The 16,741-nt window shown below is 63.1% G+C and carries 13 protein-coding genes and 3 tRNA genes; 1 reads left to right on the top strand and 15 read right to left on the bottom strand.

Annotated elements, in window-relative coordinates; genetic code table 11:
* The 14 genes from fusA to AUC71_RS08595 all read right to left on the bottom strand — a co-directional run.
* The coding region (gene fusA / locus AUC71_RS08525; protein WP_069623927.1) for an elongation factor G at nucleotides 1-1,954 on the bottom strand (1,954 nt) is incomplete at its 3' end.
* A 21-nt stretch (nucleotides 1,955-1,975) separates the two neighbouring features.
* Nucleotides 1,976-2,446 carry a 30S ribosomal protein S7 gene (rpsG, locus tag AUC71_RS08530; protein WP_069623928.1) on the bottom strand — a complete coding sequence of 157 codons (471 nt, stop codon included), beginning with the start codon at nucleotides 2,444-2,446 and terminating at the stop codon, nucleotides 1,976-1,978.
* A 42-nt stretch (nucleotides 2,447-2,488) separates the two neighbouring features.
* Nucleotides 2,489-2,860: a 30S ribosomal protein S12 gene (gene rpsL / locus AUC71_RS08535; RefSeq protein WP_069623929.1), complete on the bottom strand. Its 372-nt coding sequence runs from the start codon at nucleotides 2,858-2,860 to the stop codon at nucleotides 2,489-2,491.
* Nucleotides 2,861-3,214: 354 nt separating this feature from the next.
* Nucleotides 3,215-7,441 carry a DNA-directed RNA polymerase subunit beta' gene (gene rpoC / locus AUC71_RS08540; RefSeq protein WP_069623930.1) on the bottom strand — a complete coding sequence of 1,409 codons (4,227 nt, stop codon included), beginning with the start codon at nucleotides 7,439-7,441 and terminating at the stop codon, nucleotides 3,215-3,217.
* An 80-nt stretch (nucleotides 7,442-7,521) separates the two neighbouring features.
* Entirely contained in the window at nucleotides 7,522-11,652 is a 4,131-nt protein-coding gene (gene rpoB / locus AUC71_RS08545; protein ID WP_069623931.1) for a DNA-directed RNA polymerase subunit beta, read from the bottom strand.
* 152 nt (nucleotides 11,653-11,804) lie between these two features.
* Nucleotides 11,805-12,182: a 50S ribosomal protein L7/L12 gene (gene rplL, locus AUC71_RS08550; RefSeq protein WP_069623932.1), complete on the bottom strand. Its 378-nt coding sequence runs from the start codon at nucleotides 12,180-12,182 to the stop codon at nucleotides 11,805-11,807.
* Between the two features lie 47 nt (nucleotides 12,183-12,229).
* Nucleotides 12,230-12,745 (bottom strand): 50S ribosomal protein L10, encoded by a 516-nt coding sequence (gene rplJ / locus AUC71_RS08555; RefSeq protein ID WP_069623933.1) that lies wholly within the window; start codon nucleotides 12,743-12,745, stop codon nucleotides 12,230-12,232.
* A 342-nt stretch (nucleotides 12,746-13,087) separates the two neighbouring features.
* Nucleotides 13,088-13,786 carry a 50S ribosomal protein L1 gene (gene rplA / locus AUC71_RS08565; protein WP_069623935.1) on the bottom strand — a complete coding sequence of 233 codons (699 nt, stop codon included), beginning with the start codon at nucleotides 13,784-13,786 and terminating at the stop codon, nucleotides 13,088-13,090.
* 3 nt (nucleotides 13,787-13,789) lie between these two features.
* Nucleotides 13,790-14,218, bottom strand: a complete 429-nt coding sequence (gene rplK / locus AUC71_RS08570) for a 50S ribosomal protein L11 (RefSeq protein WP_069623936.1) — start codon at nucleotides 14,216-14,218, stop codon at nucleotides 13,790-13,792.
* A gap of 48 nt (nucleotides 14,219-14,266) precedes the next feature.
* Nucleotides 14,267-14,797, bottom strand: coding sequence for a transcription termination/antitermination protein NusG (gene nusG / locus AUC71_RS08575; protein WP_069623937.1), 531 nt, complete (start codon nucleotides 14,795-14,797; stop codon nucleotides 14,267-14,269).
* A 27-nt stretch (nucleotides 14,798-14,824) separates the two neighbouring features.
* Nucleotides 14,825-15,013 carry a preprotein translocase subunit SecE gene (secE, locus tag AUC71_RS08580; RefSeq protein WP_069623938.1) on the bottom strand — a complete coding sequence of 63 codons (189 nt, stop codon included), beginning with the start codon at nucleotides 15,011-15,013 and terminating at the stop codon, nucleotides 14,825-14,827.
* Nucleotides 15,014-15,088: 75 nt separating this feature from the next.
* Nucleotides 15,089-15,165, bottom strand: a tRNA-Trp gene (locus AUC71_RS08585).
* 63 nt (nucleotides 15,166-15,228) lie between these two features.
* Nucleotides 15,229-15,302 (bottom strand) — tRNA-Gly (locus tag AUC71_RS08590).
* Between the two features lie 25 nt (nucleotides 15,303-15,327).
* A tRNA-Tyr gene (locus AUC71_RS08595) sits at nucleotides 15,328-15,412 on the bottom strand.
* Between the two features lie 151 nt (nucleotides 15,413-15,563).
* Between AUC71_RS08595 and rlmB the strand changes: the two genes are divergently transcribed.
* The gene (rlmB, locus tag AUC71_RS08600; protein ID WP_083238206.1) at nucleotides 15,564-16,403 is read left to right on the top strand and encodes a 23S rRNA (guanosine(2251)-2'-O)-methyltransferase RlmB; all 840 of its coding nucleotides are present in this window, start codon (nucleotides 15,564-15,566) and stop codon (nucleotides 16,401-16,403) included.
* Nucleotides 16,404-16,491: 88 nt separating this feature from the next.
* On the opposite strand, the gene AUC71_RS19365 is transcribed toward rlmB, so the two are convergent.
* A partial coding sequence (locus AUC71_RS19365) for a hypothetical protein (RefSeq protein WP_204376679.1) occupies nucleotides 16,492-16,741 on the bottom strand: 250 nt, incomplete at its 5' end.

Raw genomic sequence — 16,741 nt, forward strand, 5'->3', positions numbered from 1 at the left:
ACATGTTGGCCAGCGGCACCATGGCGTTGATCACCGTGGCGTTGCCGCGGGATTCTTGACCCCGCACCTGCCCGCGCCGGCTCGTCAGATCGCCGATAACGCCGCCCACATAATCTTCCGGCGTCACCACCTCGACCTTCATCATCGGCTCTAGCAGCTTCGGACCGGCCTTGAGGGCGGCCTCGCGAAACGCAGCACGGGAAGCAATCTCGAACGCCATGACGCTCGAGTCCACGTCATGCGCGGCGCCGTCGATCAGCGTGCATTTCACATCGAGGATCGGGAAGCCGGCAAGAATGCCCGCGTCGATGACGCTCTTCACGCCCTTCTCGACGCCGGGGACATACTCCTTCGGCACGTTGCCGCCGACCACCTTGTTCACGAACTCGTACCCGGCGCCCTGCTCGTTGGGCTCGACCAGCAGCTTGACGCGGGCGAACTGGCCCGAGCCGCCGGTTTGCTTCTTGTGGGTGTAGTCGATGTCGGCCGTTTTCGACACGGTCTCGCGATAGGCCACCTGCGGCGCGCCGACATTGGCTTCCACTTTGAACTCGCGCTTCATGCGGTCGACGATGATGTCGAGATGAAGCTCGCCCATGCCCTTAATGATGGTCTGCCCGGACTCGTGGTCGACCGACACGCGGAAGGACGGGTCCTCCTGCGCGAGACGGTTGAGCGCCACGCCGAGCTTCTCCTGGTCGCTCTTGGTCTTGGGCTCGACGGCAACCTCGATGACCGGCTCGGGAAACTCCATGCGTTCCAAGATCACAGCCTTGGTCGGATCGCACAGCGTGTCGCCGGTGGTGACATCCTTGAGGCCGGCAATGGCGACGATGTCGCCCGCAAAGGCTTCCTTGATGTCCTCGCGGTGATTGGAGTGCATGAGCAGCATGCGGCCGATGCGCTCTTTCTTGTCCTTCACCGTGTTGAGCAGGCTCGTGCCGGTCTCGACCTTGCCGGAGTAGATGCGGCAGAAGGTGAGCGAACCGACGAACGGATCGTTCATGATCTTGAAGGCGAGCATCGATAGCGGCGCGTCGTCCGAAGCTGGACGGGCCACCAATTCCTCGGTCTTCACGTCGATCGCCTTGATCGGAGGCACGTCGATCGGCGACGGCAGATAATCGACGACGGCGTCGAGCAGCGGCTGCACGCCCTTGTTCTTGAACGCGGAGCCGCACAGCACCGGGACGAAGTCGAGATTGCAGGTGCCCTTGCGGATCAGCGCCTTCAGCTTCTCTTCCGGCACCTCTTTGCCCTCGAGATAGGCTTCCATGGCCCCCTCGTCGAGCTCGACCACCTGCTCCACCATCTTGTCGCGATATTCCTTGGCGATCTCCAGGAGATCGGCCGGAACCTCTTCGTCGCGGAACGTCGCGCCGAGCGACTCGTCGTCCCAAACGACGGCCTTCATACGAAGCAGGTCCACAAGGCCCGCGAAATTCGACTCCGCGCCGATCGGCAGCTGGAGCACGAGCGCGTTCGCGCCGAGGCGCTCCTTGATCATCTTCACGGACATGAAGAAGTCGGCGCCGATCTTGTCCATCTTGTTGACGAAGATCATGCGCGGCACGTGATATTTGTCGGCCTGACGCCACACCGTCTCGGTCTGCGGCTCCACGCCCTGGTTGGCGTCGAGCAGCGCCACCGCACCGTCGAGCACGCGCAAGGAGCGCTCGACCTCGATGGTAAAGTCCACGTGGCCGGGCGTGTCGATGATGTTGATGCGCTTGTCTTTCCAGAAAGCGGTGGTCGCGGCAGAGGTGATGGTGATGCCGCGCTCTTGCTCCTGCTCCATCCAGTCCATGGTCGCAGCGCCATCGTGGACTTCACCGATCTTGTGGCTCTTACCCGTGTAGTAGAGCACCCGCTCGGTGGTCGTGGTCTTGCCGGCGTCGATATGCGCCATGATCCCGATGTTGCGGTAGTCCTGGAGAGGGGTCGTGCGAGGCATCGTTCAAAATCCTTGAGAGGGTTACCAGCGATAGTGCGAGAAGGCCCGATTGGCCTCCGCCATTCGGTGCGTATCCTCACGCTTCTTCACCGCGGTCCCGCGGTTGTTGACGGCATCAAGCAGCTCACCGGAGAGCCGCTCCACCATCGTGTTCTCGTTGCGGCCGCGCGCCGCGGAAATGATCCAGCGAATGGCCAGCGCCTGGCGGCGGTCCAGACGGACCTCGACCGGCACCTGATAGGTCGCGCCACCGACACGCCGGGAGCGAACCTCGAGCGCCGGCATGACGTTCTGCAGCGCCTGATGGAACAGCTCGATCGGGTTCTGCTTGACCTTGCCTTCCATCTGATCGAGCGCGCCGTAGACGATCCGCTCGGCGGCCGACTTCTTGCCTTCCTTCATGATGGAATTCATGAATTTGGTGAGCACGATGTCCCCGAACTTGGGATCGGGAATGATCTCGCGCTTATCAGCTCTGTGCCGCCTCGACATGTCGCCTAATCCGTTTCCTTAAGACGCAAAAAAACGACCCGGTTATTTGGGCCGTTTGGCTCCGTATTTCGATCGCCGCTGCCGGCGGGCATTGACACCCTGGGTGTCGAGCACGCCGCGAATGATGTGATAGCGCACGCCGGGAAGGTCTTTCACACGGCCGCCGCGGATCATCACCACCGAGTGCTCCTGGAGGTTGTGGCCCTCGCCGGGAATGTAGCTCGTCACTTCCATCTGGTTGGTCAGGCGCACGCGCGCGACCTTCCGGAGCGCCGAGTTCGGCTTCTTCGGGGTCGTGGTGTAGACGCGGGTACAGACCCCCCGCTTCTGCGGACAGGCCTGCATGGCCGGCACTTTATTGCGTTTCACCGGTTGCTTGCGCGGCTTCCGGATCAATTGCTGAATCGTGGGCATGGCAGCCTTTACGTCCAATCATTTGAGGGCACGAACGCCCCATTCATCCGCGGGCCAAATGCCCACATCACTAGAGCCGAAGGTGCGAGTGGTCCCGCGTCTTCGGCGCCTCAAGACAGAGGATCTTGGAGGGTGGCCCCCAAGATCTTGACCCCGATTTGATCCCGGTTAGTCCAGCAGCGTCTAACCCGCGCCCGAAGGCAATCGATTCCGTTGGGCTACCGCCTGCCGAGAAGTCCGCGCGTTTTATCAGGCCGATTCTTCTATCGTCAAGGTAGAAGTGCCGGATTTCGGGGGCCGACCGCCAGTTTTGGGTCTATCTGGCGATCCGGCCCCCGATGTTCTTCTAAACCACTAAGCTGAGGCGCCTTCTTCGGCCTCTTCAGTCCCTTCGGCCGCCTCTTCCTCCCCCTGGACGATGGTCTCCTGGGCGGCGCGCTCGCGCTCCTCCAGGATCAGGTCGTCGCGATGGGAGGCGATTCGGTTGAGCCTCGAAAGCATGCTGCCGGTGCCGGCCGGGACCAGCCGGCCAACGATGACGTTCTCCTTGAGGCCCTCGAGCGCATCCGACTTGCCGTTGACGGCGGCATCGGTGAGCACGCGCGTGGTCTCCTGGAACGAGGCCGCCGAGATGAACGACCGCGTCTGGAGGCTCGCCTTGGTGATGCCGAGCAGGACGTGCTGGCCTTCGGCCCGCTTCCCGCCAGCCGCCTCGGCCGCGATATTGGCGTCCTCGAAGTCGATGCGATCGACCTGCTCGCCCTTGAGGAACTCGGTGTCGCCCGGCTCGCCCACCTCGATCTTCTGGAGCATCTGACGGACGATGACCTCGATATGCTTGTCGTTGATGGTCACGCCCTGGAGCCGGTAGACCTCCTGGATCTCGTTGACGAGATAGTTGGCGAGCTCCTCGACACCCTTAATGGCCAGGATGTCGTGCGGCGCCGGATGGCCATCGAGCAGGTACTCGCCCTTCTCGATGCGGTCGCCTTCCTGCACCGTCAGATGCCGGCCCTTGGGGATCAGGAACTCGACCGGATCCTTGCCCTCCTCCTCCGGCGTGATGGTGATGCGCCGCTTGTTCTTGTAGTCGCGGCCAAGCGTCACCACGCCCGAAATTTCGGCGATGATGGCGTGATCCTTCGGACGCCGTGCCTCGAACAGCTCGGCAACACGCGGCAGACCGCCGGTGATGTCGCGGGTCTTGGCGCTTTCCATGGGGATACGGGCCAAGACGTCGCCGGCCTTCACCTCATGACCTGGCTCGACCGACAACACCGCGTCCACGGGAAGCAGGTAACGTGCCTCGCCGCCGCGTGAAAGCTTGCCGATATTGCCCTTCTTGTCCTTGATCGCCATCGCCGGCCGCAAGTCGGCGCCGCGCGGAGACGCACGCCAGTCGATGATCACGCTGTTGGTGATGCCCGTCGACTCGTCGCGCTGCTCGGAAACCGACACGCCCTCGACCAGATCCTCGAACTCGATCGTGCCCTCGATCTCCGTGAGCACCGGACGCGTATAAGGATCCCACTCGGCCAGACGATCGCCGCGCTTGACCTTGTCGCCGTCATCCACCCGCAAATGCGTGCCGTAAGGCAGGCGATGGACGGCAAGCTCGTTGCCGTCGTCATCGACGACGACGATCGCCGTGTTCCGGCCCATGACCATATGCCGGCCTTGGGAGTCCTGGACCACGTTGCGCTGCCGGACCTTCACGGTGCCGTCGAAGTTGGACTTGAGCGACGACTGATCGACGACCTTGGAGCTCGCCACGCCGCCCAGATGGAACGTGCGCATGGTGAGCTGCGTGCCCGGCTCGCCGATGGACTGAGCGGCGATAACGCCGACCGCCTCGCCCATATTGACCGGCGTGCCGCGGGCCAGATCGCGCCCATAGCACTTGCCGCAGATGCCGTTGCGGGTCTCGCAAGTCAGCGCCGAGCGGATGCGGATCTCCTGAACCCGCGCGCTCTCGATCGCCTCGACATGCTCTTCCTCGATCAACTCGCCGGCCTTGATGATGACATCGCCGGTGACCGGGTTCTTGACCGGATCGGCGGCCGTGCGTCCGAGCACCCGCTGTCCGAGCGACACGGTGACCTCGCCGGCCTCAAGAATGGCGCGGGCGGTGATGCCGCCTTCGGTGCCGCAATCCTCTTCGGTGACGATGCAATCCTGCGCCACGTCCACGAGACGCCGCGTCAGATAGCCCGAGTTCGCCGTCTTCAAGGCCGTGTCGGCCAGACCCTTACGGGCGCCGTGGGTGGAGTTGAAGTACTCCATCACCGACAGCCCCTCCTTGAAGTTGGAGATGATCGGGGTCTCGATGATCTCGCCCGACGGCTTGGTCATCAGACCGCGCATGCCGGCGAGCTGCTTCATCTGAGCGGGCGAACCACGCGCGCCGGAATGCGACATCATGTAGATCGAGTTGATCGGCTTCTCGCGGCCGGTCTTCTCATCCACCTGCACCGAGGAAATGCGCTTCATCATCTCCTTGGCGACGAGCTCCGTGCACTCGGTCCAGGTGTCGACCACCTTGTTGTACTTCTCGCCGCGGGTGATGAGGCCGTCATTGTACTGCTGCTCGTACTCGCGCACGAGCTCGGACGTCTTGTGAATGATGTCGTCCTTGGTCTCGGGCACCACCATGTCGTCCTTGCCGAACGAGATGCCGGCGCGGCACGCATAGCGGAAGCCGAGGCCCATGATCTTGTCGCAGAAGATGACCGTCTCCTTCTGACCGCAGTGCCGATAGACAATGTCGATCAGGTTGGAGATCTCCTTCTTGGTGAGAAGGCGGTTGACGTAGTCGAAGCTCACCTCGGCGCGGCGCGGCAGAAGCTCGCCGAGCAGCATGCGGCCGGGCGTGGTGTCATAGATATAAGACACCCAATCGCCGTTTTCGTCGCGGGTGATGAACCGGCCCTTGACCTTGGCGTGGAGCGTCACGGACCCGGAATCGAGCGCGTGATGAATCTCGGCCACGTCGCCGAAGATCATCCCCTCGCCCGGCTCGTTATCCATGACCAGCGACAGGTAATAGAGACCGAGCACGATATCCTGCGACGGCACGATGATCGGCGAGCCGTTGGCCGGATGCAGGATATTGTTGGTCGACATCATCAGCACGCGCGCCTCGAGCTGCGCTTCCAGCGACAGCGGCACGTGCACGGCCATCTGGTCGCCGTCGAAGTCGGCATTGAAGGCCGCGCAGACCAGCGGATGCAGCTGGATCGCCTTGCCCTCGATGAGCACCGGCTCGAAGGCCTGAATGCCGAGGCGATGGAGCGTCGGCGCGCGGTTGAGCAGCACCGGATGCTCGCGGATCACCTCATCGAGGATATCCCAAACCTCCGGCTTCTCCTTCTCCACCAGCTTTTTCGCCTGCTTCACCGTGGCGGCATGACCCTTGGCGTCGAGCCGCGAATAGATGAACGGCTTGAACAGCTCGAGCGCCATCTTCTTCGGCAGGCCGCACTGATGCAGCTTGAGCTCGGGACCGACCACGATCACCGAGCGGCCCGAATAATCGACGCGCTTGCCGAGCAGGTTCTGACGGAACCGGCCCTGCTTGCCCTTGAGCATGTCGGCCAGCGACTTCAGCGGACGCTTGTTGGCGCCGGTGATTACGCGGCCGCGCCGGCCATTGTCGAACAACGCATCGACCGACTCCTGCAGCATGCGCTTTTCGTTCCGGATGATGATGTCCGGCGCGCGCAGCTCCATCAGCCGCTTCAGACGATTGTTCCGGTTGATGACCCGGCGGTAGAGATCGTTCAGGTCGGACGTGGCGAAGCGGCCGCCGTCGAGCGGCACCAAGGGCCGAAGCTCCGGCGGAATGACCGGCACCACGGTCAGGATCATCCACTCGGGCTTGTTGCCCGACATGATGAAGGCCTCGACGACCTTCAGACGCTTGGCGAGCTTCTTGGGCTTAAGCTCCGATGTCGACTCGGCAATCTCCACGCGCAGATCGGCCGCGATCTTCTCCAGGTCGAGGCCCTTGAGGAGCTCGCGGATCGCTTCGGCGCCGATGCCGGCCGTGAAGGAATCCTCGCCGAAATCCTCTTGCGCCTGGAGGTACTCGTCCTCCGAGAGCAGCTGCAACGGCTTGAGCGAGGTCAGCCCCGGCTCCAGCACGATGTAGTTCTCGAAATAGAGGACGCGCTCCAGGTCCTTCAGCGTCATGTCGAGCAGAAGGCCGATCCGCGACGGCAGCGACTTCAGGAACCAGATATGCGCGACCGGCGCCGCGAGCTCGATATGGCCCATGCGCTCACGCCGGACCTTGGCGAGCGTCACCTCGACGCCGCACTTCTCGCAGATGACGCCCTTGTACTTCATGCGCTTGTACTTGCCGCACAAGCACTCGTAGTCCTTCACCGGGCCGAAGATGCGCGCGCAGAACAGGCCGTCGCGCTCCGGCTTGAAAGTCCGGTAGTTGATGGTCTCGGGCTTCTTGATCTCCCCGAAGGACCACGACAGGATCTTCTCCGGGCTGGCGATGCCGATCCGGATCTGATCGAAATTCTGCTGCTGGACCTGAGGATTGAACAGGTTCGCGAGATCTTGGTTCATTCTTTTATCTCCCAATGGGCGGGCATGCCGCCCTTCGGTTGGTCGAGTGTTGGTGCGTGTTTAGCCTGGGGGCTTAAGGCTTATTCCGCCGCGGGCTTGGGCAGCTGCGCCCGTTGCGGCTGCGCCTCCTCCGGTTTCGGCTGCACCAATTCGACATTCAGTCCCAATGCACGCATTTCCTTGACGAGCACGTTGAACGACTCGGGGATGCCCGCCTCGAACGTGTCATCGCCGCGGACGATTGCCTCGTACACCTTGGTACGGCCGGCCACGTCGTCCGACTTCACCGTCAACATCTCTTGCAGCGTGTAGGCGGCGCCATAGGCTTCCAGCGCCCACACTTCCATCTCGCCGAAGCGCTGACCGCCGAACTGCGCCTTGCCGCCGAGCGGCTGCTGGGTCACCAGACTGTACGGCCCGATGGAACGGGCGTGGATCTTGTCGTCCACCAGGTGATGGAGCTTCAGCATATAGATGTAGCCCACCGTCACCTTGCGCTCGAACGGCTCGCCCGAGCGGCCGTCGTACAAGACCACCTGACCGGACGAGTCGAGCCCCGCCATTTCAAGCAGCTCCGAGACGTCGCTCTCATGCGCGCCGTCGAACACCGGCGTCGCCACCGGCACGCCGGGCATCAAGCTTTGGCTCACCTCGATGAGCTGATCGTCCCGCAGCGCCGCCACGGCCTTGTCGTCGCCGTAGATGGTCTTGAGCAGATCCTTGAGCGGCTTCGGCTTATGGGTCGCCTGATACTCGTGGAGAGCCATCGCCGATCTTCCGGCCAAGGCACGGCAGGCCCAGCCCAGATGAGTCTCCAGAATCTGGCCCACATTCATGCGGCTCGGCACGCCGAGCGGGTTCAGCACGATGTCGACCGGGGTGCCGTCTTCGAGATAAGGCATGTCCTCGATCGGCACGATCTGACTGATCACGCCCTTGTTGCCGTGACGTCCGGCCATCTTGTCGCCGGGCTGGATCTTGCGCTTCACCGCGACGAAGACTTTGACCATCTTCATCACGCCGGGCGGCAGCTCATCGCCGCGCTGGAGCTTGTCGACCTTGTCGACAAAGCGCTGCTCGAGCCGCTTCTTGGCCTCGTCGTATTGCCGGCCGATCGCCTCGACCTCGCTCATGGCCTTGTCGTTCTTGAGCGCGATCTCCCACCACTGGCTGCGCGGAACTTCGTCCAGCATCGCCTCGGTGATCTTGGCGTCCTTCTTGAAGTTCTTCGGCCCCTTGGACACCTGCTTGTGCATCAGCACGTCGCGCAGACGGCCATAGACGTTGCGGTCGAGGATCGCCATCTCGTCGTCGCGGTCCTTGGCGAGACGCTCGATCTCCTCGCGCTCGATCGCCATGGCGCGCTCGTCCTTCTCGATGCCGTGGCGGTTGAACACCCGCACTTCGACCACCGTGCCGGACACGCCGGGCGGCAGCTTGAGCGAGGTGTCGCGCACGTCGGAAGCCTTCTCGCCGAAGATGGCGCGCAGCAGCTTCTCTTCCGGCGTCATCGGGCTCTCACCCTTCGGCGTGATCTTGCCCACCAGAATGTCGGCCGGCTGCACCTCGGCGCCGATATAGACGATGCCCGCCTCGTCGAGATTCTTGAGCGCCTCTTCGGAGACGTTCGGGATATCGCGGGTAATCTCCTCCGGCCCGAGCTTGGTGTCGCGGGCCATCACCTCGAACTCCTCGATATGGATCGAGGTGAAGACGTCGTCGCGCACCACGCGCTCGGAGATGAGGATGGAGTCCTCGAAGTTGTAGCCCATCCACGGCATGAAGGCGACGAGCACGTTGCGGCCCAGCGCCAGCTCACCGAGATCGGTGGACGGCCCGTCGGCGATGATCTCGCCGGACTGGACGTTGTCGCCCACGCGCACCAGCGGACGCTGGTTGATGCAGGTGTTCTGGTTCGAGCGCTGGAACTTGCGCAGATTATAGATGTCGACGCCGGACTTGGACGGATCGGTCTCCTCCGTCGCCCGGATGACGATACGGGTGGCGTCCACCTGATCGACCACGCCGGTGCGGCGCGCGCCGATGGCGGCGCCCGAATCCCGCGCCACGACCTCTTCCATGCCGGTTCCGACCAGCGGCGCTTCCGCCGTGATCAGCGGCACGGCCTGACGCTGCATGTTCGAGCCCATCAGCGCGCGGTTGGCGTCGTCGTTCTCGAGGAACGGAATGAGCGCCGCCGCCACCGAAACGAGCTGCTTCGGCGACACGTCGATGAGATCGACCTTCTCGCGCGGATAGAGCTCCACGTCGCCCGCGTGCCGGCAGACGATCAGGTCCTCAACGAACTGGCCCTTGGGGTCCAACTGCGCATTCGCCTGGGCGATGATGTAGCGCGCTTCCTCCATGGCCGACAGATACACGACCTCGTCCGTCACCTTGGACTTCACCACGCGGCGGTACGGGCTCTCGATGAAGCCGTACTTGTTCACGCGCGCGAACGTCGCCAGCGAGTTGATCAGGCCGATATTCGGACCTTCCGGCGTCTCGATCGGGCAGATGCGGCCGTAATGGGTCGGATGCACGTCGCGCACCTCGAAGCCCGCCCGCTCGCGGGTCAGACCGCCAGGGCCAAGCGCCGACAGGCGCCGCTTATGGGTGATCTCCGATAGCGGGTTGGTCTGGTCCATGAACTGCGACAGCTGCGAGGAACCGAAGAACTCGCGCACCGCGGCGGCCGCGGGCTTGGCGTTGATCAGATCCTGCGGCATGACCGTGTCGATATCGACCGAGCTCATGCGCTCCTTGATGGCGCGCTCCATGCGCAGCAGACCGACGCGATACTGGTTCTCCATCAGCTCGCCGACCGAGCGCACCCGGCGATTTGCGAGATGATCGATATCGTCGATCTCGCCCCTGCCGTCGCGCAGGCCCACCAGCGTCTTGATGACGGCGAGGATGTCCTCTTTGCGCAGCGTGCGCATCGTGTCCGGCGCATCGAGATCGAGGCGCATATTCATTTTCACCCGGCCCACGGCGGACAGGTCGTAGCGCTCGGAATCGAAGAAGATGCCGTTGAACAGAGTCTGCGCGGCCTCCGGCGTCGGCGGCTCGCCGGGACGCATCACCCGGTAGATGTCGAGCAGCGCCTCGTCCGTGTTCGAGTTCTTGTCGACGGCGAGCGTATTGCGGATGAACGCGCCGATATTGACGTGGTCGATGTCGAGGATCGGAATTTCCTTGAGGCCGAGATCCTTGAGCGTCTCGAGCAACTTCTCCTCGATCTCCTCACCGGCTTCGCCGTAGATCTCGCCCGTCTCCAGATTGACGATGTCCTGGGCGAGATAGCGGCCATAGAGATCCTCGTCCTTGACGAGCAGCTCCTTCAGGCCCTCTTCGGCGAGCTTGTTGGCAAGACGCGCGGTGACCTTGCGGCCGGCCTCGATGGCGACCTTGCCGGTCTTGGCGTCGATCAGGTCGGTGGTCGGCTTGATGCCGCGCATGCGGTCGGGACGGAACGGCATGCGCCATCCCTCCTTCGTCGCCTTCAGCACGATGCGGTCGTAGAAGGTCGACAGGATCTCCTCGTCATCGAGACCGAGCGCATAGAGCAGCGTGGTCACCGGCAGCTTGCGGCGCCGGTCGATACGCACATAGACGACATCCTTGGCGTCGAACTCGAAGTCGAGCCAGGAGCCGCGATAGGGAATGATGCGCGCGGCGAACAGGAGCTTGCCCGACGAATGGGTCTTGCCGCGGTCATGATCGAAAAACACGCCAGGCGAACGGTGCATCTGCGAGACGATCACGCGCTCGGTGCCGTTGATGACGAACGTGCCGTTCATCGTCATCAGCGGCATGTCGCCCATATAGACGTCCTGCTCCTTGATGTCCTTGACCGAGCGGGCGCCGGTCTCCTCGTTGACATCGAACACGATGAGGCGAAGCGTCACTTTCAGCGGCGCGGCGAAGGTCATGCCCCGCTGCTGGCACTCCTCCACGTCGTATTTCGGCGCCTCGAAGGCATAGCGCACGAACTCGAGCTGCGCCCGCTCGCCGAAATCCTTGATCGGGAACACAGAGCGAAATACGGATTGCAGTCCCTCGTCGAGGCGGCCGCCTTCGGGCTCGTCCACCATGAGGAATTGGTCGTAGGACTGCTTCTGAACCTCGATGAGGTTCGGCATCTCGGCCACTTCGGTGATGTGGCCAAAAAATTTCCGATATCGCTTGTGACCGTTAGTTTGCGCCATGTGGTCCTCTCAAGGCTCGTCGCGACCGCTCTCCGGAAACTCCGCGCACCGCGGAGACTCTGGGGAACTGTCACGTCATACGAATTTGGATGGGTTAGAAGCCCGGGCGAACTGGCTTATATGGTGTCCGCCCGGGCTGTCTTCAACCCACGCTACTTGAGCTCGACGGTCGCGCCTGCGTCCTCGAGCTGCTTCTTGATCTTCTCGGCCTCGTCTTTCGGCACGCCTTCCTTGATCGCCTTCGGCGCACTCTCGACGAGGTCTTTGGCCTCCTTCAGGCCGAGGCTCGTAACCGCACGAACCTCCTTAATAACGTTGATCTTTTGGGCACCCGCCGCGGTCAAGACCACGTCGAATTCCGTCTTCTCCTCGGCTGCGGCGGCTTCACCGCCACCGGCACCCGCGGCCGCCACGGCCACCGGAGCCGCCGCGGAGACGCCCCACTTCTCTTCGAGCATTTTGGCGAGCTCGGCCGCCTCGAGCACGGTAAGGCCCGAAAGGTCGTCTGCAATTTTCTGGAGATCTGCCATTGTCTTATCCTCGTACGTTCAACTCTTGAATTGCGTTATGTTCAGGCTCACGCCGCTTCTTTCGCGCCATAGGCGGCAAAGATCCGCGCCAGCTGGGCTCCCGGCTCATTCACGGTGCGGGCGATCTTGCTCGCCGGCGCCTGAATGAGGCCAATCAGCTTGCCGCGCAGTTCGTCGAGAGAAGGCAGCTCTGCAAGCGAGTTCACAGCCTGGGCATCGAGCACCGTGGTGCCCATCGCGCCGCCGAGGATCACGAACTTCTCGTTCCCCTTGGCGAACTTGACGGCCACCTTCGGTGCCGACACGGGATCGTCGGAATAGGCGAGGCAAGTGGGCCCCGTCATGAGATCCGAGATGCCCTTGGCATCGGTCCCGTCCAGCGCGAGCTTCACGAGCTTATTCTTCGCAACTTTGACCTGGCCGCCAGCGTCTCTCATGTCGCTGCGCAGCTTGGTCATTTGGGCGACGGACAAGCCCGCATAGTGAGCCACGACGACCACGCCGGTCTTGGCGAAGACATCGTGAAGCGCACTTACGACTTCGCGCTTCTCAGCTCTTTCCATGCTCACTCCGTTTATTCAAAGCCGCGAAGACGAGCCTCGCAGCCGTAGGCCACACCGTGCCGCGAGACTTTGCGGGGCGAGGCAAGAAGCCACCCCGCGCTAAGCCGCGCGGCGCTCTGTTGCCTGTCCCGCTCGCCCGCGCAAATCGCGCGAGAGCCACATACGAGGTTCAAACCGATCTCCTGGTTGCGGATCAACCGCATCACCATCGAACCGTTCGTCTCCCGTCTCATGCAGGCCCGAAGGGCTTAAGCGGTTTCCCGCACCTGCAATCTCGGACAGGTTTGGACCGCTTGACTTCCCAAGCGATCCTCCGGGACCGAAGTCCCGAAACTCTTAAACTCAAGCGCTGCCCAAACTGGCAGGCTCGACCTTGACGCCGGGCCCCATGGTGGAGGTCACGGCGACTCGCTTCACAAACGTTCCCTTCGCACCCGAAGGCTTTGCCTTGCTCACCGCATCGGCGAACGCGCGGATGTTGGCGACCAGAGCCTCCTCGGTGAAGCTCGCCTTGCCGACGCCGGCGTGAATGACGCCGGCCTTCTCGACGCGGAATTCCACAGCGCCGCCCTTGGCTGCGGCCACAGCCGCCGCGACATCGGTGGTCACGGTGCCGACCTTCGGGTTGGGCATCATGCCGCGAGGGCCGAGCACCTTACCGAGCCGGCCGACCAGCGGCATCATGTCCGGCGTGGCGATGCAGCGGTCGAACTCGATCACGCCCTTCTGCACCTGCTCCACCAGATCCTCGGCGCCGACCACCGTCGCGCCCGCCTTCTTGGCTTCCGCGGCTTTGTCGCCCTTGGCGAAGACGCCTACGCGAAGCTTGCGGCCGGAGCCATGCGGCAATTGGCAAACGCCGCGCACCATTTGATCCGCGTGACGCGGGTCGACGCCCAAATTCATGGCGATCTCGACGGTCTCGTCGAATTTGGAATTCGCCGCGCCTTTGACCAGCTTCACCGCCTCTTCAATGGCGTAAAGCTTGTCATTCTCGACCGTCTCGGCGGCGGCGCGAAACCTCTTACCGGGCTTGCTCATCGTTTACTCCTGCACCTCAAGACCCATCGAGCGGGCGGAGCCGGCGATGATCTTCATCGCTTGCTCGACGGTGTTGGCGTTCAAATCCTGCATTTTGACCTCGGCGATCTCGCGCAGCTGGTCCTGAGTCACGCGCCCCGCCTTCGCACGGCCAGGCTCCTTGGAGCCCTTGCCGACCTTGGCCGCCTTCTTGAGGAGGTAGGACGCCGGCGGCGTCTTCATCTCGAAGGTGAAGGACCGGTCCGCATAGACCGTGATGACGGTCGGGATCGGCGAACCCGCCTCGAGGCTCTGCGTGGCTGCGTTGAACGCCTTGCAGAACTCCGGGATGTTCACGCCGCGCTGACCGAGCGCGGGGCCGATCGGCGGCGACGGATTCGCCTGCCCCGCCGGCACCTGCAACTTGATGTAACCGTCAATCTTCTTCGCCATCCCAATTCGTCCTGCGTTCCGCTAACTCGTACGCAAAAAGCGCAACCGTTAGAGCTTCTCCACTTGCGCATATTCCAGCTCGACCGGGGTCGCCCGGCCGAAAATCGAAACCGCCACTTTGAGCCGCGCGCGCTCCTCGTCGACCTCTTCCACGAGGCCGTTGAACGAAGCGAACGGACCGTCGGCCACCCGCACCTGCTCGCCGATCTCGAAGGTCACAGACGGCTTCGGACGCTCGACGCCCTCCTGCACCTGCTGGAGGATGCGGCCCGCCTCCTCCTCGGTGATCGGGATCGGCTTGTTGTCCGTGCCGAGGAAACCCGTGACCTTCGGCGTGTTCTTGATCAGATGATAGGTCTCGTCGTTGAGCTCCATCTTGGCGAGCACGTAACCCGGAAAAAACTTACGCTCGGACGAGACCTTCCGGCCCCGCCGCATCTCCACGACCTCTTCCATCGGCACGATGACATCTTCGAACATCTCGTCGAGACCGGCAGAGGCGGCGCGCTCCTTGATGGACTCGGCGACCTTCCGCTCGAAGTTCGAATAGGCGTGGACGATGTACCAGCGCATTACCATCGGACGAAAGCCTAACCTCTTAAAATCTCAGACCCAGGATGAGCTGAACGACCATGCCCAACACCCAGTCCACCCGAGAAAGAACAGCGCCGCGGCGAACGACATCAGCAGCACCATGAACGTGGTGATGACGGTCTCCCGGCGGGTCGGCCAAGTGACCTTCGACACTTCCGTGCGCACCTGCTGGAGAAACTCGAAGGGATTCGTTCTCGCCATCTCTGTCCTTGCCGCCGGACCCATGTGGCCCGTTCCGTCTTCTTGAGTTCCTGGCCGCCTCTCCGTCCCGCAACCTGGCAGGAGTGGAGGGACTCGAACCCCCAACCCCCGGTTTTGGAGACCGGTGCTCTAGCCAGTTGAGCTACACTCCTATCGACTTCGCGTCTTCACCCTAAAATTCGCAACTTAATCAATGACCTCGGCAACTAACTTGCTGGAGCGGGTGAAGGGAATCGAACCCTCGTCGTCAGCTTGGAAGGCTGCTGCTCTACCATTGAGCTACACCCGCATCCATCCGCCTCATAAAGAAGTGGTGGTGGAGGGGGTTGGATTCGAACCAACGTAGGCATAGCCAACGGGTTTACAGCCCGTCCCCTTTAGCCACTCGGGCACCCCTCCTTGAAAGGTCAGATGGATTGACTGGTGATTGTAACCAAGCAAAAACACCCCGCCGTCGGCCGGCAGGGTCCGCAATAGCCGCGTTTATGAGTAGCCATTCGGTCTCTGTCAACTGTAAATCAGGACGAGCGGGCTGGAATTCCTAGGTTTTATAGGAGGTCCGACGCCTCTTCCACCCTCTTTCCAAGCGAGGCCGTTCGCCCATGGCGCGCCAAAACTCCAAGCATTCCAAACCCTTCGCCAAGACAGGCGGGGCCCGGCGCACCGAAAACCCGAATCTGACCGCGTTCTCCTCTTCGGTCTTCACGCCGTCGAGGCGGCCCTCGCCAATCCGCGGCGCCCGGTCTACGCCTTGCGCGCCACCGAGAACGCCACCCACCGGCTCGGGCCCCTCATCGCCGAGCGCGGGCTCATTCCGGAGCGGGTGATTCCGAAGGATCTCGACCGCGAACTTGGTCCCGACACGGTTCATCAAGGCGTGGTCCTGGAGGCGGGGCCGCTCGAAACGGTCTCGCTCGATGATATCGATGCCAACGGCGTCCTGCTCGTCCTCGACCAGGTGACCGACCCGCACAATGTGGGCGCGGCGCTCCGCTCGGCTGCGGCCTTTGGCGCGAGCGGGCTCGTGCTCACCGAGCGGCATAGTCCGCCGTTGTCTGGCGTGCTCGCCAAGTCGGCCAGCGGCGCGCTCGATCTCGTCCCCATCGTTTTGGTGAAGAACCTGGCCGAAGCTCTGGCCGAACTCGGCGAACGGGGCGTCTTGCGGATCGGGCTTGCCGAAGAGGCGGAGGCGACGCTGGAGGAGACCGACATCGTCCGGCCCCTGGCGCTGGTGCTCGGCGCCGAAGGCAAAGGCTTGCGTCAGCTCACCCGCGAACGCTGCGATCGCTTGTGCCGCATCTCGACGGCAAGCGCGCTTGCGAGCCTCAACGTCTCGAACGCCGCGGCCATCGCCCTGCATTGGGCGCGTCTCAACCCGAAGGACGCGTAAGCCCAAACGAACACGAGGGAGAAGGCGCTTTTGGCACCCTCCCCCTCGGGTCCGGGAATCAACCAGCTTGCGCCGGAAGCTCGAGAGCCTAGTTGCAGAAGCGGCGGCCGAACGAATCGTACCAGCAGTCCCTGCGCCAATACGTGTTGCAGGTGCTGAGACCGCACTCGCCCGCATAAGCCGGCTGCTTGTAATAGGCGTAGTAGTTCGGCGCCCGGTAGCGGTACGCGGTCGGTCCCGGCGGCAAGCCGCACGGGGCGACGCAAGGCGCGGGCGCGACGGCAACCGGCGCGGCCCCGCAAGGCGCAACACATGGCGCCGCCGCGACGACGCGCGGC

Source organism: Methyloceanibacter marginalis (assembly GCF_001723295.1).
Lineage (GTDB): Bacteria > Pseudomonadota > Alphaproteobacteria > Rhizobiales > Methyloligellaceae > Methyloceanibacter > Methyloceanibacter marginalis.